Source organism: Streptomyces venezuelae (assembly GCF_008642315.1).
Taxonomy (GTDB): Bacteria; Actinomycetota; Actinomycetes; order Streptomycetales; family Streptomycetaceae; genus Streptomyces; species Streptomyces venezuelae_D.
In genome coordinates, this window is record NZ_CP029192.1 from 5,622,149 (window position 1) to 5,644,806 (window position 22,658).

Sequence of the window (22,658 nt, forward strand, 5' to 3'; positions counted from 1 at the left end):
CGGGCGTTGGTCACCAACGCCCGGGCCCTTATCCCTGCTCAGCTGCGCCGTAGGCTACTTGCCCTCCGCCTTCTGGAGCTCGGCGAGCTCCTCGTCGGACTCGCGGCCCGGCGTCGGGAGGTTCCACTTGGTGATCGCGAAGCGGAACACCACGTAGTAGAGCGCCGCGAAGCAGAGGCCCACGACGGCCAGGCCGATCGGCTTGGTGGCCGTGCCGAAGTTCAGCGCGTAGTCGATGAAGCCGGCCGAGAAGCCGAATCCGTCCTTCATGCCGAGCGCCCAGGTCAGGGCCATCGAGACACCGGTGAGCACCGCGTGGATCGCGTACAGGACCGGCGCGATGAACATGAAGGTGAACTCGATGGGCTCCGTGATGCCCGTGACGAACGCGGTCAGCGCGAGCGAGAACATCATGCCGCCGACGACCTTGCGGCGCTCGGGACGGGCGCAGTGCGTGATCGCGAGGCAGGCCGCCGGGAGCGCGAACATCATGATCGGGAAGAAGCCGGTCATGAACTGACCCGCGGTCGGGTCGCCCTCGAGGAAGCGCGGGATGTCGCCGTGCTTGCCGTTGTAGTCGCCCGCCTGCCACCAGGGGAAGGAGTTCAGGAGGTGGTGCATGCCGATCGGGATCAGCGAACGGTTGGCGACACCGAAGATGCCCGCGCCCACGGCGCCCGAACCGACGAGCCACTCACCGAAGTTGTGCAGACCGGCGCCGAGCACCGGCCAGATCAGACCGAAGACGATGCCGAGTATCAGGCCCGCGAAGGACGACAGGATCGGGACGAGTCGGCGGCCGCCGAAGAAGCCCGCCCAGTCAGGGAGCTTGGTTCGGTAGAACTTCTGGTACAGCAGGGCGACGACGATGCCCATGACCACACCGCCGAGCACACCGGCGTTGACCGGGGCGGCGTTCTCGACGATCTTGCCGTCGACCACCGCCTGGACCTTCGGCAGGTTGCTGTCGGTGAAGGTGGCGAGCACCTTCTGGAAGACCAGGTAGCCCGCGACGGCCGCGAGGCCGGTGGAGCCGTCGGACTTCTTGGCGAAGCCGATCGCGATACCGACACAGAACAGCAGGGCGATGTTGTCGATGATCGCGCCACCGCCCGCCGACATGTAACCGGCGATCTTGGTGATCCAGGTCGGGAAGGAGTCCCGGCCGAGCATGTCATCGGCGCCGAGACGCACGAGGAGCGCGGCGGCGGGCATCACGGCGACCGGCAGCATGAGGCTGCGGCCGATGCGCTGCAGCACCGGCATCACGCCAGAGCCCTTTTTCTTGTTGGCCGCGGGGGCGGCACTGGCCGTGGACACAACTTCCTCCAGTGGGCAAGGCGCCGCCTGGGGACATGGAAGTGGGGGACGGCGGCGTCTCCGGGGGACGCGGCGAGAAGGCCGCGTGGTCTACACCAATTAGTGGTGTAGACCTGTTGTAGCACGGTGAAGGAGACATAAGGAACCCACGATTCCTGTGGGGTCGGCCATATCCTGATATGACAGCCGAAAGACCCCCGGACCAGAGGTCCGAGGGCCTGTCAAAGGGTACGAGAGGCGCGCCCCGCGCGACGAATCACGCCTTCGTCTGCTCCCGGTCCTGCGCCTCCGCCTCCTCCTCCGGTTCACGTCCCGGAGTGTGCAGATCGAACTTGACGATGACGAAGCGGAACAGCGCGTAGTACACGACGGCGAAGCACAGACCGATCGGAATGATCAGCCATGGCTTGGTCGCGAGACCCCAGTTGATGACGTAGTCGATCAGCCCCGCGGAGAAGCTGAAGCCGTCCTTCACCCCCAGCGCCCACGTCACCGCCATCGACACACCCGTGAGCACCGCGTGGATCGCGTACAGCAGCGGCGCGATGAAGAGGAACGAGTACTCGATCGGCTCGGTGATGCCCGTGACGAACGACGTCAGACCCACCGAGAGCATCAGACCGCCGACCACCTTGCGGCGCTCCGGCCGCGCGCAGTGCGTGATCGCGAGAGCCGCGGCGGGCAGCGCGAACATCATGATCGGGAAGAAACCCGAGGTGAACTGGCCCGCCGTCGGGTCGCCCGCCAGGAACCGGTTGATGTCACCGTGCACGACCGTGCCGTCCGGCTTCGTGAAGTCGCCGAACTGGAACCACACGAAGGTGTTCAGGAACTGGTGCAGGCCCACCGTGAGCAGCGCGCGGTTGGCGACACCGAAGATGCCCGAGCCCAGCCAGTCCAGATCCACCAGCCACTTGGAGAAGCTCGTCAGCGCGTCACCGATGGGCGGCCAGATCCAGACGCAGATGCCGGCGAAGACCAGACCCACGAACGCCATGATGATCGGCACGAGACGGCGGCCGTTGAAGAAGCCGAGCCAGTCGACCAGCTTCACGCGGTGGTAGCGCTGCCAGAACCAGGCGGCGAGCAGCCCCATCACGATGCCGCCGAACACCCCCGGATTCTGGTACGCGGCCTGCGCGACCGTCCCGTCCTCCGCCACGCACACCCCGCTCCACATGCCCGCCCCGCCGAAGGTGGTGTCCTTCGGGCAGTCGTCGGGGAACGCGCGCAGCACCGCGAAGTACACGAGGAAGCCGGTGACCGCCGCGAGCGCCGTGGAACCGTCCGACTTCTTCGCCATGCCGATCGCGACACCGATGCAGAACAGCAGCGGCAGGCCGAGCGACGAGTCGAGCAGCGAACCGCCCGCCGCCGCGAAGACCTTGGCGACGTTCGTCCAGCCCAGACCGTCGTCGCCGAAGACGTCGGGCTGCCCGAGCCGGTTCAGGATGCCGGCGGCCGGCAGGACCGCGATGGGCAGCTGAAGGCTGCGGCCCATCTTCTGCAGGCCCTGGAACAGGCCGTTCCACCACTTCTTCTGTGGCGCCGCTGCGGCAGTGGAACTCATCGGCGTCCCTCCCGGAACAAGCCAGGTTTGGCGGTCGTTGAAAACTGGTGTAGACCAGTTGCGGTACGTATGCGTGTACGTGTGGGAGCGCCGCCCCGCTGGGGCCGGCACCTTGATCGTCATCATTGGGCACGACTGCCGTAACCGCCCGCGAAGATGGTCCAACCGTGCGTTACCGTGGCAAAGCGGTCCCCCGGCCGCGAGAAACACAGGGAGAAACACATGGCCAGCAAGGCTGAGAAGATCGTTGCCGGGCTCGGCGGCATCGACAACATCGAAGAGGTCGAGGGCTGCATCACGCGTCTGCGCACCGAGGTCAAGGACCCCGACCTCGTGGACGACGCCGCCCTGAAGGCCGCCGGCGCCCACGGCGTCGTCAAGATGGGCACCGCGATCCAGGTCGTCATCGGCACCGACGCGGACCCCATCGCCGCGGACATCGAAGACATGATGTGAGTTCCTGACCTCAGGACTCACGCCCGAGGGCCCCGCACGGACCGACGTCCGGACGGGGCCCTCGCGCATGCCGCCCTACGGCTAGGCTCCTCACATGTCTCGAATCGACGGCCGCACCCCCGAACAGCTCCGCCCCATCACCATCGAACGCGGCTGGAGCAAGCACGCCGAAGGCTCCGTCCTCATCTCCTTCGGCGACACCAAGGTCTTCTGCACCGCCTCCGTCACCGAAGGCGTCCCGCGCTGGCGCAAGGGCAGCGGCGAAGGCTGGGTCACCGCCGAGTACTCCATGCTGCCCCGCTCCACCAACACCCGCGGCGACCGCGAATCCGTCCGCGGCAAGATCGGCGGCCGCACCCACGAGATCAGCCGCCTCATCGGCCGCTCGCTGCGCGCCGTCATCGACTACAAGGCCCTCGGCGAGAACACGATCGTCCTCGACTGCGACGTCCTCCAGGCCGACGGCGGCACCCGCACCGCCGCCATCACCGGGGCGTACGTCGCACTCGCCGACGCCGTCGCCTGGGCCCAGGGCAAGAAGCTCATCAAGGCGGGCCGCAAGCCCCTCACCGACACGGTCTCCGCCGTCTCCGTCGGCATCGTCGGCGGCGTACCCCTCCTCGACCTTCGCTACGAGGAGGACGTGAAGGCCGACACCGACATGAACGTCGTCTGCACCGGCGACGGCCGCTTCGTCGAGGTCCAGGGCACCGCCGAGGCCGAGCCCTTCGACCGCAAGGAGCTCAACGCGCTCCTCGACCTCGCCGTGGGCGGCTGCGAGGAGCTGGCGGCGTACCAGCGCGCGGCACTGGAAGCCACGCGCTAGAGCCGGCGCCCGACACCGGCCCCAGGGCCCCTGTCTGCGCGGACTCTGTTCAAGCAGGCAACCAACGACCCCCTGCCGGGCGTTGTAATGAGTACGGGCGCGCGGACGAAGCCGCGCGTCCGTACGCACCCTGGGGAGGGGACCGAACCATGGCCGCGCGCCACCGTCGCATCGCCACCGCCGTCGCCACGGCACTGATCGTCATCCCGGCCGGCGTCGGCCTCGTCGGCTGCGACGCCGTCTCGAAGGCACTCGACTGCGTCCAGACCGCCGACACGATCGCCGACAGCGTCACCGACCTCCAGCAGGCGGTCGAGAACGCGGGCGACGACCCCGCCGCGGCGGACCGGGCGCTCGACGACATCGGCAAGAACCTCGACAAGATCGGCGACAAGACCGACAACACGGACGTGAACAAGGCGGTCGACGACCTGGAGAAGGCGGTCGACAACGTCCGCGACTCCGTCGACAAGGGCGACGCGACGCCGGACGTCAGCCCGGTCACGGACGCGGCGGGCGAACTGACGAAGGTCTGCACGCCGTAAGTGGGCCCGCCGGGGCGGCGATACTGGGGGCATGACCCGCCTCATCCTCGCCACCCGCAACGCAGGCAAGATCACCGAACTCAGGGCGATCCTCGCCGACGCAGGCCTCACGCACGACCTCGTCGGCGCGGACGCGTACCCCGAGATCCCCGACGTCAAGGAAACGGGCGTCACTTTCGCGGAGAACGCCCTCCTCAAGGCCCACGCCCTCGCCCAGGCCACGGGCCTGCCCGCCGTCGCGGACGACTCGGGCCTGTGCGTCGATGTCCTGAACGGCGCCCCCGGCATCTTCTCCGCCCGCTGGTCAGGCCGCCACGGCGACGACGAGGCGAACCTGAACCTGCTCCTGGCCCAGCTCTCCGACATCGCCCCGGAACACCGCGCGGCCCACTTCGCCTGCGCGGCGGCCCTGGCCCTCCCCGACGGCACGGAACGCGTGGTCGAGGGCCGCCTGCTCGGCACCCTCCGCACGGCTCCGGCCGGCACGGGCGGCTTCGGCTACGACCCGATCCTCCAGCCAGAGGGTGAGACGCGCACGTGCGCGGAACTGACGGCAACGGAGAAGAACGCGATCAGCCATCGGGGGGTGGCGTTTCGGGGGTTGGTGCCGGTGGTGCGGGAGTTGTTGGGCTGAGGCGCAACACGAGAAAGGGCACGGCGCGCGGCGCCGTGCCCTTTCTCGGTGTGTGGGCCCGGTGGGACTCGAACCCACGACACACCGGACCTAAACCGGCGCCCTCTAGGCCAGCTGGGGTACGGACCCGCCCGGCCACTCTACTGTGCCGGGCGTCGACGGTTCGAGAAGGTCCTGGTCTGGCTGTGGCAGGAAGGACACAGGTATCTGAGGTTCTCCCGGCGGTTGTCCAGACGATCGCCGTCGATGTGGTCGATCTCCAGCACGAGAGGCCTGTCCCGCCAGACCTCGCCCAGCCCGCACGCCCCGCACACACGAGGCGTCCCGACTTCGTCGAGGGCACGCCGCAGGAGCGCGGTGCTGGTCCGCCCCGCGGGCGGGTCGAGCCGGACTAGGATCTCCTCGGCGCTCCTCCGATTGGCCCCGGGCCGACCGACGTTGTGCCCCTGTCCGACGAAGTGGGTGGTCGACAGCCCGTAGGCCTCGATGCTGCGCAGCGCTTTCGTGCGGCCGGCGCCTCCCGCCGGAGAACAGCCCAGGGCCCGCATGACACCGGCCAGCCCACGAGATTCGGCGACGGCCCGTGCGAGATCCTCGCGAGGAAAGAGCGCGGCAGCGCCCTTCTCGGAGCGCTGGAGGAAGTGGCCGGTGTCGATCCCGAACTTCTCCAGCTTCTTCTTGACGTGCCCGTACGGGCCGTCCTCCGGGGGGATGCCCATGTGCAGGAACATCTCCCGAATGCTGCGGGAGCGCGCAGCGGCGTCCGCCAAGATCTCTTTGGAGTAGGAGCGAGCAGGCCGTTCGGGCAGAGGCTCGTCGCGGAAGTGCGCGGTGTCGATTCCGTAGTGCTGCAGGCGCCACCGCAGGTACCTGCGCGGACCTGCCCCCATCGGAGCCCCCAGCCGACGCATCAGGTCCACCAGACTGGTGCACGAGGGCGCCATGCGGGCCAGCGTCTGGAAGGGATACTTGACCCTGCTCACGTGATCCTCCGACGCCGGCCTCGGTAAGTGTCCGTCACCGCGTGGCAGTTGGGGCAGAGGAGGCGAAGGTTGGCCGGGCGGTTGTCCCACCAGTCACCGTTGACGTGGTCGACCTCCAGCCGGAGCGGCAGGTCGTTCCATTCCGTACCGACCCCGCACTCGGCGCATTCCTCGGTTACGCCGGTACCCAGCAATGCCCGGCGGAGACGTGTGCCGGGGATGCGTCCGTCGTCCGGAGATCTCAGAGCCAGCACGGGGCCCAAGGCCCCTTTCGGTCTGCCCCGACGAGTCGTGAAGTGTGAGGTGTCGATGCCGAGACGGGTGACCCGGCGGCTGATGTGCGCGTGGTTGCCGCCGACGTTGCTGATCCCCAGGCGGCACACCACTTCCTTCATGGAGGTGGACTGCGCCACGGCCTCCCGGAGCCTCTCTTCGGTGTGGCGGACCCACTGCTGCGGGAAGTGCGAGGTGTCGATGCCCTCCTCGGTCATCTTCCGGCGCAGGTAGTGCCTGCTTCCGGTGGTGGGTTCCCCGCCGCACCACCGCACCGCTTCATCCCACGTAGCCGTCTCCCGCGCTGCCTCCTCCAGCAGCTCACGGGTGTACCGAACCGTCATGCCGTCCTCCCCATCCGGCCACGCGTTCGCAGCCTCGTACGGCCTAACGAACCGAAAATCGGACTGTTACGCCCGGAATACGGAACGGCCCGCCTCACTTGTGGGTGCAAGCGGGGCGGGCCGTTGTGGCAGGGGAGGGGGCGGTCAGAACTTGGGGGGTGTGGCCTGGGCCTCGACCATTTCTGCTGCTTCCTCCTTGGTTTCCACCGACGGGGGCGAGCCCGACAGCGGCTTCTGGGCCGTTTCCTTCATGCAGGCCACCGCGATCACGCCGACCAGCGCCGCCGCCATCGAGTAGTACGCCGGGATCATGTCCGTGCCCGTGACGCTGATCAGGGACGTGATGACCAGGGGAGCCGTGCCGCCGAAGAGGGAGGCGGAGAGGTTGTAGCCGACGGAGAGGGAGCCGTAGCGGACCGAGGTGGGGAAGAGGGCGGGCAGGGTCGCCGACATCGTGCCGAGGAGGCAGACCAGGGAGAGGCCGAGCAGGAGCATGCCCGCGGAGACCGCCACCAGGCTGCCCTGCTGGATGAGCAGGAACGCCGGGATGGAGAGGACCAGGAAGCCGATCATGCCCGTCATCAGGAGCGGCTTGCGGCCGAAGCGGTCGGAGAGCTTGCCGATCCGGGTGATGATCAGCATCAGGATGATCATTGTGCCGATGAGGATCAGGAGGCCGTGCGAGTCGTCGTAGCCGAGCTCGTCCGAGAGGTACGTCGGCATGTAGGAGAGGAGCATGTAGTCGGTGATGTTGTACGCGCCGACCAGGGCGATGCAGAGGATCAGCGTCGGCCAGTGGTCGCGGAAGATCTTCGCCAGGTCGCCCTTGGCCGTCGTCTCGACCGTGGACGCTCCCTCGGACGCCGAGTGGTAGGACGCGTCCTCCATCTTCTGGAACGCGGGGGTCTCGTCGAGCTTCAGCCGCAGGTAGAGGCCGACCAGGCCCAGCGGGCCCGCGACGAGGAACGGGATGCGCCAGCCCCAGGACTCCATCGTGTCCGAGCCGAGGGACGCGTTGAGGATGAGGACGAGGCCCGCCGCGCCCGTGTAGCCGGCCAGCGTGCCCATCTCCAGGAAGCTGCCGAAGAACCCGCGGCGCTTGTCCGGCGCGTACTCGGCGATGAAGGTGGACGCGCCGCCGTACTCGCCGCCCGTCGAGAAGCCCTGGACCAGGCGGAAGAAGATCAGCAGGACGGGCGCCCAGAAGCCGATCGTCGCGTAGGACGGGATCAGGCCGATGGCGAGCGTGCCGATCGCCATCAGGATCATCGTGAGCGCAAGGACCTTCTTGCGGCCCACCTTGTCGCCCATCGGGCCGAACACCATGCCACCGATGGGGCGCACCAGGAACGAGACCGCGAAGGTCGCGAAGGACGAGATCAGCTGGGCCGTGTCGTTCCCGGAAGGGAAGAACACGTGGCCGATGGTGACGGCCAGGTAGCTGTAGATGCCGAAGTCGAACCATTCCATGGCGTTGCCGAGCGAGGCCGCTTTGACGGCCCGTTTGACCGCGGCCTCGTCCGTCACCGTGATGTCGGTACGGCGCAGGGGCGGGTTCTTGCGCCGTTTCACCGCGCGGAACAGGGTGCGGTGGCGCTTCATCGCCTCCGGGTCGGCCTCGGCCTCGAGCTCTTCTTGGGCCGCCATGGAGTAGGTCCTTTCGGTCTTCGTACAAGTTCCCCGTGAGATCACTTGCTCGAAGATGGCCGATGCAAACGAAAGCCCCCCGTGAGGGGGGCTTACGTCACATCGGGAAGGGAACGCGCGCGTCCCGCCGACCGCTCCGGTCAGACGTCTCAGATGTCTCAGATGTCTCAGGCGTCTCGGGCGTCTCGGGCGTCTCAGATGCCGAGGTCCCTGATGATCTTCGCCACGTGACCCGTCGCCTTCACGTTGTAGAACGCGTGCTCGACCTTGCCCTGCTCGTCGACCACCACGGTCGAGCGGATGACGCCCGTCACCGTCTTGCCGTACAGCTTCTTCTCGCCGAAGGCGCCGTACGCCTCCAGGGTCTCCTTGGAGGGGTCGCCGACCAGCGTGACCTTGAGGTTCTCCTGCTCGCGGAACTTCGCGAGCTTCTCCGGCTTGTCGGGGGAGACGCCGATGACGTCGTACCCGGCGGCGGCCAGCGCGTCGAGGTTGTCCGTGAAGTCGCAGGCCTGCTTGGTGCAGCCGGGGGTGAGCGCGGCGGGGTAGAAGTACACGATGACCTTGCGGCCCTTGTGGTCCGCCAGCGAGACGTCCTTGCCGTCGGCGTCGGGCAGGGTGAACGCGGGGGCGGTGTCGCCGGGCTGCAGTCGCTCGCTCATGGGCGTCTCCTCGTACGGGTGCTTCGCAAAGAGTGTGGTGACGGGGACGAGCGTAATAGGGGTGCCGCGGGGTGCGGCGCGCGCGAAGCTGACAGACTGTGGGGTAGAGCTCCACGTCATGACACGCTCCATACGTTCCACATCCACAGCTACGACCACGGAGGCAGCGCGGTGTCGGATGCCAGGACCCCTGCGCAGATCGAGGCGGACATCAAGCGCCGGCGCGACCAGCTCGCCGAGACCCTCGACGAGATCGGGGTGCGCGTCCACCCGAAGACGATCGTCGGCGACGCCAAGGCGAAAGTCGTCGCGGGCGTGGACAACTCGCTCGGCCGGGCGTATGTGGGGGCGAATCGCTTCGTCTCCGACGTGCGCGGACAGCTCGTCACGGAGGACGGTTCGCCGCGCATCGAGCGCATCGTGCCGGTTGCCCTGGTGGCCGTGGGCCTCGTCGGGCTCCTCGTGGTGAGCTCGCGGCGCCGCGGCGCCTGACCGGAGACCCGGGACCCACTGGTCCCGTCGGTGCGGGTAGGTTCTGGGGCGTGAGCGAGAAGACCCCCGGGACCCCCCACGACGACAAGCTGCCCATTCGCATGCTGCACGACCGCGTGCTCGTGCGGCAGGACACCAGCGAGGGTGAGCGGCGCTCCGGCGGCGGCATCCTGATCCCCGCGACCGCTGCCGTGGGCAAGCGGCTCGCCTGGGCCGAGGTGGTCGCGGTCGGGCAGAACGTCCGGACGGTCGAGCCGGGCGACCGGGTCCTCTACGACCCGGAGGACCGTGCCGAGGTCGAGGTGCGCGGCGTGGCCTACGTGCTGATGCGCGAGCGCGATCTGCACGCCGTGGCGGCCGACCGGTTCGAGGGGTCGGAGGACTCGACGGGTCTGTACCTGTAGAAACGTAGGCGTGAGGGGCTGGTGACCATCGTCACCAGCCCCTCACGCATGCGTTTTGCTACCTTTGAAGGACCCCGACGAGACGCGCCGTACCGGGTTTCCGCAAAGACGACGCACCCCCATCAGGTAACGCGTTCGCGTTTCTACTCGTCGGAGGTGCCGTCATGGCCTGGGTTCTGCTGATCGTCGCCGGACTGCTCGAAGTGGGCTGGTCGATCGGGATGAAGTACACGGACGGCTTCACCCGCCTGTGGCCGAGCGTGTTCACGGGCGTCGGCATCGTCGCCAGCATGATGCTGCTCTCGCAGGCCGCCAAGACGCTGCCCATCGGTACGGCCTACGGCGTGTGGGTCGGCATCGGCGCGGCCGGCGCGGCGGTGCTCGGCATGGTGATCCTGGGTGAGCCGGTCACGGCCGCCCGGATCTTCTTCGTCTGTCTGCTGCTGGTGGCCGTGGTCGGCCTGAAGGCGACGTCCGGCCACTAGGGCCTGTGTCGGGGCGTGACCCCGGTTGAGGGGCCGTCCTCCCGACCCCCGTGACGGGAGGACGGCCCCTGTCCTTTCGGGGTCAGTACAGCTTGTTGACCGCCGTGGTCGTCGTCTTCTTGAAGGCGGCCACGGGCGCGTCCCCAAAGTCGCCCATCTGCGCCCACTTCACGACGGTCACGGTCCTGCCGTCCCGCCCGACCGACATCAGGGCGATGTCGGTGGCGCCCCCGGACGTCTCGGTGTGCAGGCCGCGGACGCGGGCGCCCTCCTCGACCGGCAGCTTGCCGTAGTCCCGGCCCTCGGCCCGGACGTCGGGGTCGGCCTTCTCGATGCGCTCGGCGCAGGTGCGGACCAGGTCGTCGTAGTGCGCGGCCAGGGCCTTGGCGTGGGCGGCCGTGTCCGCCACGACGGTCAGCTGCGCGGCGTTGGTGTCCACGTCGGTACGGAAGAGGCGATTCCGGTAGTCGTAGGAGGGCACGCCCTCCGTGCTCACGCAAAAGCCGATCTCGTCCGGGAACCCTTCGGTGACCCGCCCGGCGGTCCAGGACGACGTCGGGTGCGGCGGCAGCTGGGACGCCGACAGGAACGCGGGTGCGGCGGTCCCGGTCGCGGCGCCGGCGGCCGGGGCGGTGAGGACGGTGCCCGCCGCGAGTGCGGCGACGGCGAGCGTGGTGCAGGCGCTCGTTCGGATGCGCAGGGACATGGTGCTGGGCATGGGTGTTCCCCCGTGGAGGAGTGCGTGGACGTGGAGTGCCGCGGCGAGACCGGCTGGTCGGCCCGGGCCTGGCCGGTGCGGCACCAAGAGCATCAGCGGTCACGGCCACCGGGCGCAACGACCGACGCACGATCGACCGGGGTGGAACCATCCCAGCCCGTCTGACGTGCAGGTACACGGGTGCCTGGGATACCGTCCCGGGCCGCGTGGGGGCGTACGAGGACGGGGGACCCGTGTCGGCACAGGACGACGGCGACGGCATCGACGAGGTGGCCGGGTTCGCGGCGCTGCTGACGGAGCTGAAGGAGCGCACGGACCGGAGCTACGGCTCGCTGGCCCGCCGTCTGGGCATGAACACCTCGACGCTGCACCGCTACTGCGCGGGCGACGCGGTGCCGCTCGACTTCGCCCCCGCGGAACGCTTCGCGGCGCTGTGCGGGGCGACGTCGCAGGAGCGCCTGGAACTCCACCGCCGCTGGCTCCTGGCAGTGGCGGCCCGCCGCCGACCTCGTACGACGGAGGCTGGCGAGGCAGCAGGAGGGACGACCCAGGAGGCGGCCGCGGCGGAGCCGAGTGCGGTGGCCTCAGGCAGGACTACCCAGGGGGCGTCCGCGGCGGAGCCGAGTGCGGTGGCCTCGGGCAGGACTACCCAGGGGCGCGGGGAACTGCGCGACAAGCCCCCACTGGGCCGCAGGCTTGCGAGCGCGGACACCGCCGCGGCGGCGGCAGCCGTGGACGACCCGGACACCTCGGCACCGGAGGCCGTGAACGAGGCGGACACCTCGGCACCGGAGGCCGTGAACGACCCGGACACCTCGGCACCGGAGGCCGTGAACGCCCCACCCCCGCCCCGCCCCTGGTACCGCCGAGGCCGCCTCGTGGCCGGACTGGCCGCCGCGTGTGCCGGACTCGTGACGCTCGGGGCCTTCTCCGTATTGCCCGACGGGCGCCGGGCGTCCGCCGACGGCTCCGGCCAGGTCGCCCAAACCGCGGAGGCCGCCGCGCCGGAGCGGCGCGGCGACCCGTCCGGCCCGAGCGGAACCCCCACCTCCGAGCCGCCCTCCGGCCCCACCGCCCCGAAGAGGAAACCGTCGAAGAGGGAACAGGCGAAGGAGAAGCCGGGAACCTCTCGCGCGCCCGGCGCGACCTCCGCCCCGCGCCACGGCGAGAAGCCCACCGGGCTGCCGCTCGCGTGGTCCGTCGACTCCCAGGCGTGGAAGCTCGGCTGCGGGCACGACTACGTCATCGCCAAGCCGCCGAGCCAGGTCCCCCCTCCTCCCGCCCCGCAGGACGCGGCGCCGTGGGCGGCGACGCAGAAGGCGGTGCACGGCGGCGAGACGCTGGTGCGGCTGTCGGTGCAGGGGCGCAGCGACACGGCCGTCGTGCTGGAGGCGCTGCGCGTGCGCGTGGTCGGCCGTGCCGCGCCGGTGAAGGGCAACGCGTACGCCATGGACCTGGGCTGCGGCGGCGCGGTCACTCCCCGGTACTTCGACGTGGACCTGGACAAGGACCGCCCCATCGCCCGCGCGGTCCCGGGCAACGACTCCGGCACGCCGATCCCGGCCGTGCGGATGCCCTACCGCGTCTCGGCGAAGGACCCCGAGGTGCTGCTGATCACGGGCGGGACCCGGTCGTGCGACTGCCGCTGGTACCTGGAGCTGGACTGGTCCTCGCAGGGCCGCACGGGCACGGTGCGCATCGACGACGAGGGCCGTCCGTTCCGTACCAGCGCCATCAAAGGCTTGAACCGATACATGTACGACACGATCGGGCGCCGCTGGTACAGCTGAGGACGGGCGGCGGTGGCGGCGTCAACCGTCCCGGCGTCAACCGTCCGTGAGGCCGCCGATCCCCCCGGCGTCGTCCGTCCCGCCGTCGACCGCCCCGCCCGCCGGGTCGGTGCCGCCCGTCGGCCCGCCCTGGGCGCCTCCGTCGGTGGGTCCGCCGTTGGCGCCGCCGTCGGTCGGCCCTCCCGTGTTCTGGCCGCCGGTCTCCTGCCCGCCCGTCTGACCACCGGTCTGACCGCCGTTCTGGCCGCCCGTCTGTCCGCCGGTCTGGCCTCCGGTGTCCTGGCCGCCGGTGGTGGTGCCTCCGGTGTCCTGGTCGCCGGTGGTGCCGCCGTCCGTCGTGCCTCCGGTGTCGGGGCCGCCGTCGGTCCCGCCGTCCGTGCCGGGCTCGTCGCTGCCACCCGTCGTCGGGTCCGGCACCTCGGGAACGTCCGCGCCCTGCTCAAGCTCCAGGTCGAAGTCCTTGACCGGCTTGCCCTTCAGGGCGGCCTTGGTGAACTGGGCCCAGACACGCGCGGGGTAGGCGCCGCCGTTGATGCGGGGCTCGCCGAGCGCTCCGTACAGCGGGGTGTGGGCGCCGGTCTCCGGGTCCTGGCCCATGACGGCGACGACCGTCGCGAGCTCGGGGGTGTAGCCGGCGAACCAGGCCGCCGTGTCGTTCTCGGCCGTGCCGGTCTTGCCCGCGGCCGGGCGGCCCGCGCCCTGCGCCGCCGTGCCGGTGCCGCCCTGGACGACGCTCTGCAGGACGGACGTGGTGGTGTCGGCGGCCTCGCGGGTCACGGCCTGCGAGGTCTTCGGCTCGGGCAGCTCGATCTCGCTGCCGTCCTTGCTGATCTTGTCGACGAGGGTGTACGTGCCGTGCTTGCCGTGGTTGGCCAGCGTCGCGTACGCCTCGGTCATGTCCAGGACGCTCGCGGTGGAGGGGCCGAGCGCGATCGAGGGGGACGCGGTCAGGTCGGGGGTGTTCTCGGGGACGCCGAGGGCGACCGCGGTGTCCTTGACCTTGTCGGAGCCGACGTCGACGGCCATCTGCGCGTACACCGAGTTCACGGACTTGTCGGTGGCGGTGCGGACGGTGATGTCGCCGTAGTCGACGTGGTCCTCGTTCTCCGGGGCGTACGTTCCGCCGCTCCAGCCCTGCACCGGCCGCTTGTTGGTGCCGTCGTACATCGTGTTCGGGTTGATGGGGCGGCCGTCCTGGGTGACCGAGCCGTTCTCCACGGCGGAGGTGAAGACGAACGGCTTGAAGGTGGAGCCGACCTGGTAGTCGCGCCGCGTGGCGTTGTTGACGTACTGCTTGGTGTAGTCGATGCCCCCGTACATCGCGACGACCTTGCCGGTGGCCGGGTCGATGGAGGCGCCGCCCGCGCGGACGTTGCGGTCGACCTTGCGGGCGTCCTTGTCGACCTTCGACATCACCTGCTTGTCGACGGCCTCCTTGAAGGCGTCCATGCGGTCCTTCTGGAGGGTCGTGGTGATGCGGTAGCCGCCCTTGGCGAGGGTTTCCTCGTCGATGATCTTGTTGGCCGTCAGATAGTCCTCCACGGCCTTCACCACGTAGCCGCGCTGCCCGGACAGGCCCGCCGCGCCCTTGGCCTCGTCGGGCATCGGGAACTTCGTCTTCGTCCGGTCGGACTTGCCGAGCCAGCCCTCGGTGACCATGCCGTCCAGGACGTAGTTCCAGCGGCCCGCCGCGCGGGGCTTGTTCTCGGGGTGTGTGGCGACGTCGTAGGCGTTGGGGGAGTTGAGGAGCGTGGCGAGGTAGGCGCCCTGGGCCACGGAGAGGTCCTTGACGTTCTTCCCGTAGTACGCCTGGGCGGCGGCCTGGATGCCGTACGCGTTGCGGCCGAAGTAGCTGGTGTTCAGATAGCCCTCGAGGATGTCGTCCTTGCTCACCTCGCGGTCCAGCTTGATCGAGATGAAGAACTCCTTCACCTTGCGGGTGACCGTCTGCTCCTGCCCCAGGTAGTAGTTCTTCACGTACTGCTGGGTGATGGTGGAGCCGGACTGCTTGCCCTTGCCGGTGACGGTGTTCCAGGCCGCGCGGATCATGGCCTTGGGGTCGACGGCGGACTCGCCGTAGAAGTCGCGGTCCTCGGCGGCGAGCACGGCGTGCTGGACGTGCAGCGGCACGTCCTTGAGGGGCACCTTCTCGCGGTTGACCTCGCCGTCGCGGGCGATCTGGGTGCCGTCGGCGTAGAGGTAGACGTTGCTCTGCTTGGTGGCCGCGGAGTTCGCGGGCGGGATGTCGACCAGCATGTAGCCGGCCATGAAGCCGCCGACGCACAGCAGGATGATCAGGATGAAGCCGCCGAGGACCATGCGCCAGGTGGGGAAGATCCGCCGCCAGCCCTTGCGCTTGGGCCGCTTGGGCTTTTTGCCCTTCTTCCCGTCGGCGGACGCTCCGGGCGCCTCCCCAGCCGTCTCGGCCGATGCCGCCGTCGCCGCCGTCGCCGCCGTCTCCGCGGTGTCAGCGGGCGTGTCCTGCGGCTCCCTGGACGCCCAGCCCGGACGCCGGACAGGACCCTGCTTGCCCTGCTGCTGCGGCTCGTCGCTCATGTCTTGCGGAACTCCCGGTTAGCGTCGTACATCCCGTACGCCTCGTAAACCTCTTGCAACCCCGTTGCAACCCCATTGGACACCGTTGCCACAGGCCTTCGTGACCAGGGACGCGCCACGCCCCGAAAATGCCTGGCTCGGACGACCCCTGTCGCACTAGGCTCCAGCGCTTTGGCCCCATACGGGACGAAGCCCACGGTGAAAGGGATGCTCGTGCGTGCAGGACGGTTCCGTTTGTACGCGGCCGTCACCGAGGGCAGCTTCCGCAGGTACGCCACGTATCGGATGGCGACCGCGGCCGGAGTCTTCACGAACACGGTTTTCGGCCTGATTCTCGCCTACACCTACCTGGCGCTCTGGGACGAGCGGCCCGGCCTCGGCGGCTACGACCAGTCGCAGGCCCTCACCTATGTGTGGCTCGGTCAGGCGCTGTTGACGGTGATGGCGCTGATGGGCGGCGGTTTCGAGGGCGAGCTGATCGAACGGATCCGCACCGGCGACATCGCGGTCGACCTGTACCGGCCCGCCGACCTGCAGCTCTGGTGGCTGGCGGCCGACGTGGGCAGGGCGGCCTTCCAGCTGCTCGGCCGCGGCATCGTCCCCATGGTGTTCGGCGCGCTCGTCTTCGACCTGACCCTGCCGCCGGACGTGCTGGGCTGGCTGGCGTTCCTGGTGGCCGCCGTGCTCGGCGTGGCGGTCAGCTTCGCGATCCGGTTCCTGGTGGCGCTCTCCGCCTTCTGGCTGATGGACGGCGCGGGCGTCACACAGGTGGCGATGCTCGCGGGCACGTTCTTCTCCGGGATGCTGCTGCCGCTGAACGTCTTCCCCGGCGCCCTCGGCGAGTTCGCCCGGGCCCTGCCCTGGTCGGCGCTGCTCCAGATGCCCGCCGACGTGTTCCTCGGCGAACGTTCCGGGACGGCCCTGCTGCGGACGTACGCCTTCCAGATCGGCTGGGCGGTGGCGCTGCTTGCCGTGGGGCGGCTGCTGCAGGCCGTGGCGACGCGACGGGTGGTGGTGCAGGGTGGCTGACGACGACCTGTCGCCGGTGCGGGAGGGGCTGCGCGCCTACCGCCTGATCTCCGCCATGTGGATCCGCTCCCTCATGGCCTACCGCGTCTCGTTCGCGATGACCGCGTTCGGCAACTTCGCGGTGACCGCGTTCGACTTCGTGGCCATCCTGCTGATGTTCTCCCAGGTGGACCGGCTCGGCGGCTACTCGCTGGCCGAGATCGCGTTCCTGTACGGCGCGTCGTGCACCGCCTTCGGCCTCGCCGACGTCGCCCTGGGCTCCATGGACCGCCTCGGCAGACGGGTGCGGGACGGCACGCTCGACACGCTCCTGGTGCGGCCCGCCCCCGTGCTCGCGCAGGTCGCCGCCGACCGCTTCGGCCTGCACCGGGTCGGCCGCCTCGCGCAGGGCACGCTGGTCCTCACGTACGCCCTCGTGGTCCTGGACATCGACTGGACCCCGCTGAAGGTCCTCATGGTGCCGCTGATGCTGCTGTGCGGGGCGGGCATCTTCGCGGCGGTGTTCGTGGGCGGCGCCGCGTTCCAGTTCGTGGCGCAGGACGCGGCGGAGGTGCAGAACGCGTTCACGTACGGCGGCACGACGCTGCTCCAGTATCCGCCGACCGTCTTCGCCAAGGACCTGGTGCGCGGCGTCACGTTCGTACTGCCGCTGGCGTTCGTGAACTGGCTGCCCGCGCTGTACGTGCTCGGGCGCCCCTATCCACTCGACCTGCCGTCGTGGACGGCGTTCACACCGCCGCTGGTGGCCGCGGCCCTCCTCGCGCTCGCGGGCGTCGTCTGGCGCGCGGGCCTCCGTTCGTACCGCAGCACAGGGAGCTGAACCGACATGACGGGCACACCGGGCGACCCTCTCATCGAGCTGGAGGACGTGGAGAAGGTCTTCGACGTCCGCAGGAAGACCGGCTTCATGCGGCGCGAGCGCCACGAGGTGCGGGCGGTGGACGGCATCTCGTTCACCGTCCCGCGCGGCGAGATGGTGGGTTACATCGGCCCGAACGGTGCGGGCAAGTCCACGACGATCAAGATGCTGACGGGCATCCTGACCCCGAGCGGCGGCAAGCTGCGCGTGGCAGGCATCGATCCCTCCCGCGAACGCACACGCCTGGCCCGCCGCATCGGAGTCGTCTTCGGTCAGCGCACGACGCTCTGGTGGGACCTCCCGTTGATCGACTCGTACCGCCTGATGCACCGGATGTACCGCATCCCGGACGCCCGCTACGCGGAGAACCTGGACCGCTGCGTGGAACTCCTCGAACTGGGCGACCTGTTGGACGTCCCGGTACGCCAGCTCTCACTCGGCCAGCGGATGCGCGGCGACATCGCGGCGGCGCTGCTGCACGATCCCGAGGTGCTGTACCTGGACGAGCCGACGATCGGCCTCGACGTGATCAGCAAGTCGAAGGTCCGCGGCTTCCTGAGCGACCTCAACAAGGAGTCGCGGACGACGATCCTCCTCACGACCCACGACCTGACGGACATCGAACAGCTCTGCAAGCGCGTGATGGTCATCGACCACGGGCGCCTGATGTACGACGGCGCGCTGTCGGGCCTGCACGAGGTGGGCGAGAGCGAGCGCACCCTGGTCGTGGACCTGGAACGCGAACTCCCGCCGATCGAGGCGGGGTCGGCGGCGAAGGTGGTGAAGGTGGAGGGCCCGCGCCAGTGGCTGGCGTTCCCGGCGGCGCAGTCGGCGGCCCCGCTGGTGGCGCACATCGCCGACCGCTACCCCCTGGTGGACCTCTCCGTCAGGGAACCGGACATCGAGGCGGTCATCGCGAAGATGTACGCGGAGAAGCCGACCTCGTAGGCTGCGGAGTCATGAGTGACGACCACCGCACCCCTCCCCGCCTGCCGGACCTGCGCGCCTCCGACGCCGACCGTGAACGGGTCGCCGAGCAGCTGCGGGACGCGGTGGCCGAGGGCCGCCTCGACATGACGGAGTTCGACGAACGGCTGGACGCGACGTACAAGGCGCGGACGTACGGCGAGTTGGAGCCGCTCACCCGCGACCTTCCGTCGCACGAGCCGGTCACCGCTTCCTCCGCGAAGGCGGACCTGATCAAACACGGCGCGGCGCCGAGCTCCGACCCCGTCGCGATCAACTGGCCCGAACGCATGGCGGAAGGCGCCGAACCCACCTCCACCCTCGGCTTCGCCTTCTGGAGCGGCTTCGGCCGCAAGGGCAGCTGGGTGGTGGGCCGGCAGTTCACCGCGTTCGCGATGTGGGGCGGCGGCGAGATCGACCTGCGCGAGGCGCGCTTCACGGACCGTGACGTCGAGATCCGCTGCTTCACGATCATGGGCGGCCTCCAGGTCGTCGTGCCCCCCGACATGACGGTCGTGGTACGCGGCTTCGGCGTCATGGGCGGCTTCGACGACAGAGCCACGGGCGAGGGCACGCCGGGCTCCCCTCGCGTGGTCGTGAAGGGCTTCGCCCTGATGGGAGGGGTGGGCGTGGACCGCAAGATCCGCAGAGCGGAGAAGCTCCGCCAGAAGGAAGAACGCCGCAGGGCGCGGCTGGAACGCCGCGCCAACCCGGACGACTGACCCCGCTGCGCGGCCGGCCGCGGGTCGTTCGTGGCTGATCGCGCAGTTCCCCGCGCCCCTGGCCCATCCACCACAACGCCACCGAAACGTCGGGGGTCGAGGTGGTGCCGGTCAGGGGCGCGGGGAACTGCGCGAGCGGCCCCCACCGGGCCGCACCCGGTGAACGCCCCCCACCACCCCCTCGCGGAGCGGAGGTCAGAGCTCGGCCGCGGCCGAGCCCTTCAGGTGCGAGAGGTTGAACGTCTCGGCCATCCGCCGGAACCCCGCATCGGAAGGATGCAGGTGATCCCCCGAGTCGTACCGCGCCCGCAGCTTCCGCGGATCGTACGGATCCCGCAACGCCCGGTCGAAGTCCACGAACTCGTCGAAGACCCGCCCCGACCGGATCTGCTCGTTCACGGCCTGCCGCACGCTCTCCAGAGCGGGCTCGTACCCCCGGTGCCCCCCGAACGGCATCAGCGTCGCACCCACGACCCGCAGCCCGCGCGTATGCGCCTGCCGCGTCAGCTCGCGCAGCCCCTCGACGATCCGGTCCGGATCGTTCTGGTGCGGGTTGCGCAGGATGTCGTTGACGCCGAGCGCGATGACGACCGCCTTGACCCCGGTACGGCTCAGCACGTCCCGGTCGAACCGGGAGAGCCCGCTGGGATTGATCGCGGGGTTGCCGAGCCCGTCGGAGAGGATGCGGTTGCCGCTGATGCCCTGGTTCACGACGCCGTAGCGCGGCGCGCCCGACTCCTCGCGCAGCCGGTCCGCGAGGACGTCCGTCCAGCGCCGGTTCGCGCCCATCGTGGACGAGATGCCGTCGGTGATGGAGTCACCGAAGACGACGACCGTACCGTCGGTCTCGTTGCTCAGGACGTCCACCGCGGAGAGGTAGCGCCAGTACGGGCTCTGCTCCGTGTACGCGTCGCCCAGCTGGTCTTCCGTGCGGTCGCCCTCGGCGACGTAGCTGATCTGGCGGGCGTGCGGGTGGTAGGTGACGGGCCCCGACGGGGTCGGCGAGTACGTCGTGACGAGCAGGTCCGCGTCGTGCGGCACCCGCAGCCGCGCCGCGTCGCTCATCACCTGGGCGCCCGGCGGGATCACCACCGACGTGTTGCCGTTGAAGGTGAGCCTGCGCAGCGTGCCGGCCGCGGCGGCCGGGTTGTTCGACGCGGAGGCCAGCGCGATCGACGCGTGCGTGATGCTGAGCGGCGTCGTGCCGTACAGGTTGGAGAGGGTGATGCGGGCGCTGCTGCCGCCGACGCTCGTGTGCACGACGTTGCGGATCGAGCGGCCCGCGAACCCCTTCCGCTCCGTGCCCGGTTCCGACCCCGCGGGCGAGGCGGACCAGGAGCCGACCCAGATGCCGGAGGAGGCGGGTGCGGCGGAGTTGCGGGGACCGCTGGGGCCCGCGCTGATCGTGTCCTTCGAGCCGTCGTCGGTGCCTGCGACCCCGACGTATATGGCTGCGGAAATCACCACTATGACCGCGAGAACCGCGGCGAGAAGGGCATAACCGTGTCGCTTGGTCATGCGGGCTCTTTCTCCTCGGGCAGGGGGAGCCCCGAGGCTCCGGTGTGATCACCCCATGATGCGGCATGGGCCGTGAGGCGGCCGACACTGCCCCCCTCCGTCCCATGAGACGCCGGGAACTTGTCGTCCGTTCCAGGAGTAGGTCAGGAAGGGGCGTAGGACACAGTCGATGGGGACAATCGGGACAGTGGGCAGGACGCAGGACAGGGGAACAGTGCGGACGGCTACTAGGTGAACGGGCCAGGTGGACTGAGTGGAACGCGCAAATGCGGAGGAACCGGCTGAGGTGCACGGCGATGAGCATGCCCGCGGGGACGGCGCCGCAAGCCGGGCGCTCCGGGCCGCACCGGACACCCCGGCGGGAAACACGGGGAACGGTTCCACGAATGGCCTAAAGGCGGCGGTGCGGGAGCCCCGCGTGCCCCGAGCCCCCGGCGGCCTCACGTACAGCCCCGCCGACGAGGAGAAGCGGCGCGGTGTCCGCCGTATGAAGATCACGGCGACGGGCCTGCTCGTCTTCGTCGCCGTCGTCTACGTACTGGCGAAGTGGGCGCAGCACTCCGGCGCGGGCCCCTGGGCGGGTTACGTGGCGGCGGCCGCCGAGGCGGGCATGGTCGGCGCTCTGGCCGACTGGTTCGCGGTGACCGCTCTCTTCCGCCACCCGCTCGGTCTGCCCATCCCGCACACGGCGATCATCCCGAACAAGAAGGACCAGCTTGGCGCCTCGCTGGGTGATTTCGTGGGGGAGAACTTCCTCTCCGCCGATGTCGTACGGGACCGGCTGCACGCCGTCGGCATCGCAGGGCGCCTCGGTGCCTGGCTGGCCGAGCCGGCGCACGCGGACCGCGTGACCGCCGAGCTCGCCACGGCCCTGCGCGGCGCCCTGACCGTCCTGCGCGACTCCGACGTGCAGGCCGTCGTCGGCGAGGCGATCACGCGGCGCGCCGACGCCCAGGAGATCGCCCCCGGCATGGGGAAGATGCTGGAGAAGGTCGTCGCGGACGGCGGCCACAAACGGGTCGTGGACCTGGTCTGCGTACGGGCGCACGACTGGCTGGTGGAGCACGCCGACTCGGTGATGGACGCGGTGCAGGGCGGGGCGCCCGGCTGGACCCCGAAGTTCGTCGACAAGCGGGTCGGCGAGCGGGTCTACAAGGAGTTGCTCCGCTTCGTCACCGAGATGCGGGACATGCCGGGCCACCCCGCGCGCGGCGCCGTGGACCGCTTCCTCGCCGACTTCGCCGCGGACCTCCAGTCCGACTCGGACACGCGTGAGCGCGTGGAGCGGCTGAAGCGGGAGGTGCTGGGCCGCGACGAGGTCCAGGACCTCATCGCCTCCGCCTGGTCGGCCGTGCGCGCGATGATCGTCGCCGCGGCCGAGGACGAGCGCAGCGAGCTGCGGCTGCGCGTGCGGGCCTCGCTGCTTTCGCTCGGCGCGCGGATGGCGGACGACGGGCGGCTCCAGCAGAAGGTGGACGGCTGGGTGGAGGGCGCGGCGGTGTACGTGGTGACGACGTACCGCGACGAGATCACCTCGCTCATCAGCGACACGGTGGCGGGCTGGGACGCCGAGCACACCTCGAAGAAGATCGAGGCGCACATCGGCCGTGACCTGCAGTTCATCCGCATCAACGGCACGGTGGTCGGCTCCCTGGCGGGTCTTGCGATCTATGCGGTGTCGCGGCTGCTGGGGGCGTAAGGGGGTGCGGGCGCAGGGGGTGCGGGCGGCGTAAGCGCACTTCAGCGCGCGTGATCGGGGGTTCGCTGGGCACTCTGGAGGAGCCCCTCGGCGTAGAGGTGGCCGTCGTCCGGTGGTGCGGAGGGCTCGTGTCCCGCGTCCGGCGACGTGGCTGCAGCGG

Annotated in this window: 22 protein-coding genes, 1 tRNA gene and 1 riboswitch; of the genes, 13 read left to right on the plus strand and 10 right to left on the minus strand. The window is 69.9% G+C overall.

Annotated elements, in window-relative coordinates; all coding sequences use genetic code 11:
- Positions 1-54 precede the first annotated feature (54 nt).
- A complete protein-coding gene (locus DEJ48_RS24610) occupies positions 55-1,320 on the minus strand; it encodes a PTS transporter subunit EIIC (protein ID WP_150218343.1) in 1,266 nt (421 codons plus the stop codon).
- A 256-nt stretch (positions 1,321-1,576) separates the two neighbouring features.
- Entirely contained in the window at positions 1,577-2,890 is a 1,314-nt protein-coding gene (locus DEJ48_RS24615; RefSeq protein WP_150218345.1) for a PTS transporter subunit EIIC, read from the minus strand.
- 156 nt (positions 2,891-3,046) lie between these two features.
- Here DEJ48_RS24615 and DEJ48_RS24620 point away from each other — a divergent pair, with 156 nt between their 5' ends.
- From DEJ48_RS24620 to rdgB, 4 genes are all read left to right on the plus strand, one after another.
- Complete coding sequence (locus DEJ48_RS24620; RefSeq protein ID WP_150168384.1) at positions 3,047-3,346, plus strand: glucose PTS transporter subunit EIIB; 300 nt, start codon at positions 3,047-3,049, stop codon at positions 3,344-3,346.
- A 94-nt stretch (positions 3,347-3,440) separates the two neighbouring features.
- On the plus strand, positions 3,441-4,172 hold the full coding sequence (gene rph / locus DEJ48_RS24625; RefSeq protein WP_150218347.1) for a ribonuclease PH: 732 nt from the start codon (positions 3,441-3,443) through the stop codon (positions 4,170-4,172).
- Between the two features lie 149 nt (positions 4,173-4,321).
- A complete protein-coding gene (locus DEJ48_RS24630; protein ID WP_150218349.1) occupies positions 4,322-4,717 on the plus strand; it encodes a hypothetical protein in 396 nt (131 codons plus the stop codon).
- Between the two features lie 31 nt (positions 4,718-4,748).
- On the plus strand, positions 4,749-5,351 hold the full coding sequence (rdgB, locus tag DEJ48_RS24635; protein ID WP_150218350.1) for an RdgB/HAM1 family non-canonical purine NTP pyrophosphatase: 603 nt from the start codon (positions 4,749-4,751) through the stop codon (positions 5,349-5,351).
- 53 nt (positions 5,352-5,404) lie between these two features.
- On the opposite strand, the gene DEJ48_RS24640 is transcribed toward rdgB, so the two are convergent.
- The 5 genes from DEJ48_RS24640 to bcp form a co-directional block, all read right to left on the minus strand.
- Positions 5,405-5,480 (minus strand) — tRNA-Leu (locus DEJ48_RS24640).
- A gap of 11 nt (positions 5,481-5,491) precedes the next feature.
- Positions 5,492-6,334, minus strand: coding sequence for an HNH endonuclease signature motif containing protein (locus tag DEJ48_RS24645; protein ID WP_411757477.1), 843 nt, complete (start codon positions 6,332-6,334; stop codon positions 5,492-5,494).
- Complete coding sequence (locus DEJ48_RS24650) at positions 6,331-6,951, minus strand: HNH endonuclease (RefSeq protein ID WP_150218353.1); 621 nt, start codon at positions 6,949-6,951, stop codon at positions 6,331-6,333. The genes DEJ48_RS24645 and DEJ48_RS24650 overlap by 4 nt, the downstream gene beginning before the upstream one ends.
- A 144-nt stretch (positions 6,952-7,095) precedes the next feature.
- Complete coding sequence (gene proP / locus DEJ48_RS24655) at positions 7,096-8,598, minus strand: glycine betaine/L-proline transporter ProP (protein ID WP_150168372.1); 1,503 nt, start codon at positions 8,596-8,598, stop codon at positions 7,096-7,098.
- A 194-nt stretch (positions 8,599-8,792) separates the two neighbouring features.
- On the minus strand, positions 8,793-9,260 hold the full coding sequence (gene bcp / locus DEJ48_RS24660; protein WP_150218355.1) for a thioredoxin-dependent thiol peroxidase: 468 nt from the start codon (positions 9,258-9,260) through the stop codon (positions 8,793-8,795).
- 171 nt (positions 9,261-9,431) lie between these two features.
- Here bcp and DEJ48_RS24665 point away from each other — a divergent pair, with 171 nt between their 5' ends.
- The 3 genes from DEJ48_RS24665 to DEJ48_RS24675 all read left to right on the plus strand — a co-directional run bounded on the left by DEJ48_RS24665 (position 9,432) and on the right by DEJ48_RS24675 (position 10,641).
- On the plus strand, positions 9,432-9,752 hold the full coding sequence (locus DEJ48_RS24665) for a DUF3618 domain-containing protein (RefSeq protein ID WP_385940997.1): 321 nt from the start codon (positions 9,432-9,434) through the stop codon (positions 9,750-9,752).
- Between the two features lie 101 nt (positions 9,753-9,853).
- The gene (locus DEJ48_RS24670) at positions 9,854-10,156 is read left to right on the plus strand and encodes a GroES family chaperonin (protein ID WP_055568690.1); all 303 of its coding nucleotides are present in this window, start codon (positions 9,854-9,856) and stop codon (positions 10,154-10,156) included.
- Between the two features lie 56 nt (positions 10,157-10,212).
- A riboswitch (guanidine-III (ykkC-III) riboswitch) is annotated at positions 10,213-10,274 on the plus strand.
- Between the two features lie 46 nt (positions 10,275-10,320).
- On the plus strand, positions 10,321-10,641 hold the full coding sequence (locus DEJ48_RS24675) for a DMT family transporter (RefSeq protein ID WP_150168366.1): 321 nt from the start codon (positions 10,321-10,323) through the stop codon (positions 10,639-10,641).
- A gap of 82 nt (positions 10,642-10,723) precedes the next feature.
- On the opposite strand, the gene DEJ48_RS24680 is transcribed toward DEJ48_RS24675, so the two are convergent.
- Positions 10,724-11,347, minus strand: a complete 624-nt coding sequence (locus tag DEJ48_RS24680) for a hypothetical protein (protein ID WP_150221373.1) — start codon at positions 11,345-11,347, stop codon at positions 10,724-10,726.
- 245 nt (positions 11,348-11,592) lie between these two features.
- Between DEJ48_RS24680 and DEJ48_RS24685 the strand changes: the two genes are divergently transcribed.
- Complete coding sequence (locus DEJ48_RS24685; RefSeq protein ID WP_223832192.1) at positions 11,593-13,149, plus strand: helix-turn-helix domain-containing protein; 1,557 nt, start codon at positions 11,593-11,595, stop codon at positions 13,147-13,149.
- A gap of 36 nt (positions 13,150-13,185) precedes the next feature.
- On the opposite strand, the gene DEJ48_RS24690 is transcribed toward DEJ48_RS24685, so the two are convergent.
- Complete coding sequence (locus DEJ48_RS24690) at positions 13,186-15,705, minus strand: transglycosylase domain-containing protein (RefSeq protein WP_150218357.1); 2,520 nt, start codon at positions 15,703-15,705, stop codon at positions 13,186-13,188.
- A 207-nt stretch (positions 15,706-15,912) separates the two neighbouring features.
- Here DEJ48_RS24690 and DEJ48_RS24695 point away from each other — a divergent pair, with 207 nt between their 5' ends.
- From DEJ48_RS24695 to DEJ48_RS24710, 4 genes are read left to right on the plus strand one after another with little or no spacing between them, the layout of a single operon-like run.
- Positions 15,913-16,734, plus strand: a complete 822-nt coding sequence (locus DEJ48_RS24695; protein WP_150218358.1) for an ABC transporter permease — start codon at positions 15,913-15,915, stop codon at positions 16,732-16,734.
- Positions 16,727-17,554: an ABC transporter permease gene (locus tag DEJ48_RS24700; protein ID WP_223832193.1), complete on the plus strand. Its 828-nt coding sequence runs from the start codon at positions 16,727-16,729 to the stop codon at positions 17,552-17,554. The genes DEJ48_RS24695 and DEJ48_RS24700 overlap by 8 nt, the downstream gene beginning before the upstream one ends.
- A 6-nt stretch (positions 17,555-17,560) precedes the next feature.
- Positions 17,561-18,541: an ATP-binding cassette domain-containing protein gene (locus DEJ48_RS24705; RefSeq protein WP_150218360.1), complete on the plus strand. Its 981-nt coding sequence runs from the start codon at positions 17,561-17,563 to the stop codon at positions 18,539-18,541.
- An 11-nt stretch (positions 18,542-18,552) separates the two neighbouring features.
- A complete protein-coding gene (locus DEJ48_RS24710; protein ID WP_150218362.1) occupies positions 18,553-19,281 on the plus strand; it encodes a DUF1707 domain-containing protein in 729 nt (242 codons plus the stop codon).
- Between the two features lie 195 nt (positions 19,282-19,476).
- Here DEJ48_RS24710 and DEJ48_RS24715 read toward each other — a convergent pair whose 3' ends face one another.
- Positions 19,477-20,799, minus strand: a complete 1,323-nt coding sequence (locus DEJ48_RS24715) for an SGNH/GDSL hydrolase family protein (RefSeq protein ID WP_150218364.1) — start codon at positions 20,797-20,799, stop codon at positions 19,477-19,479.
- 418 nt (positions 20,800-21,217) lie between these two features.
- On the opposite strand from DEJ48_RS24715, the gene DEJ48_RS24720 reads away from it, so the two are divergent.
- A complete protein-coding gene (locus DEJ48_RS24720) occupies positions 21,218-22,498 on the plus strand; it encodes a DUF445 domain-containing protein (protein ID WP_411757478.1) in 1,281 nt (426 codons plus the stop codon).
- Positions 22,499-22,658: the final 160 nt, after the last annotated feature.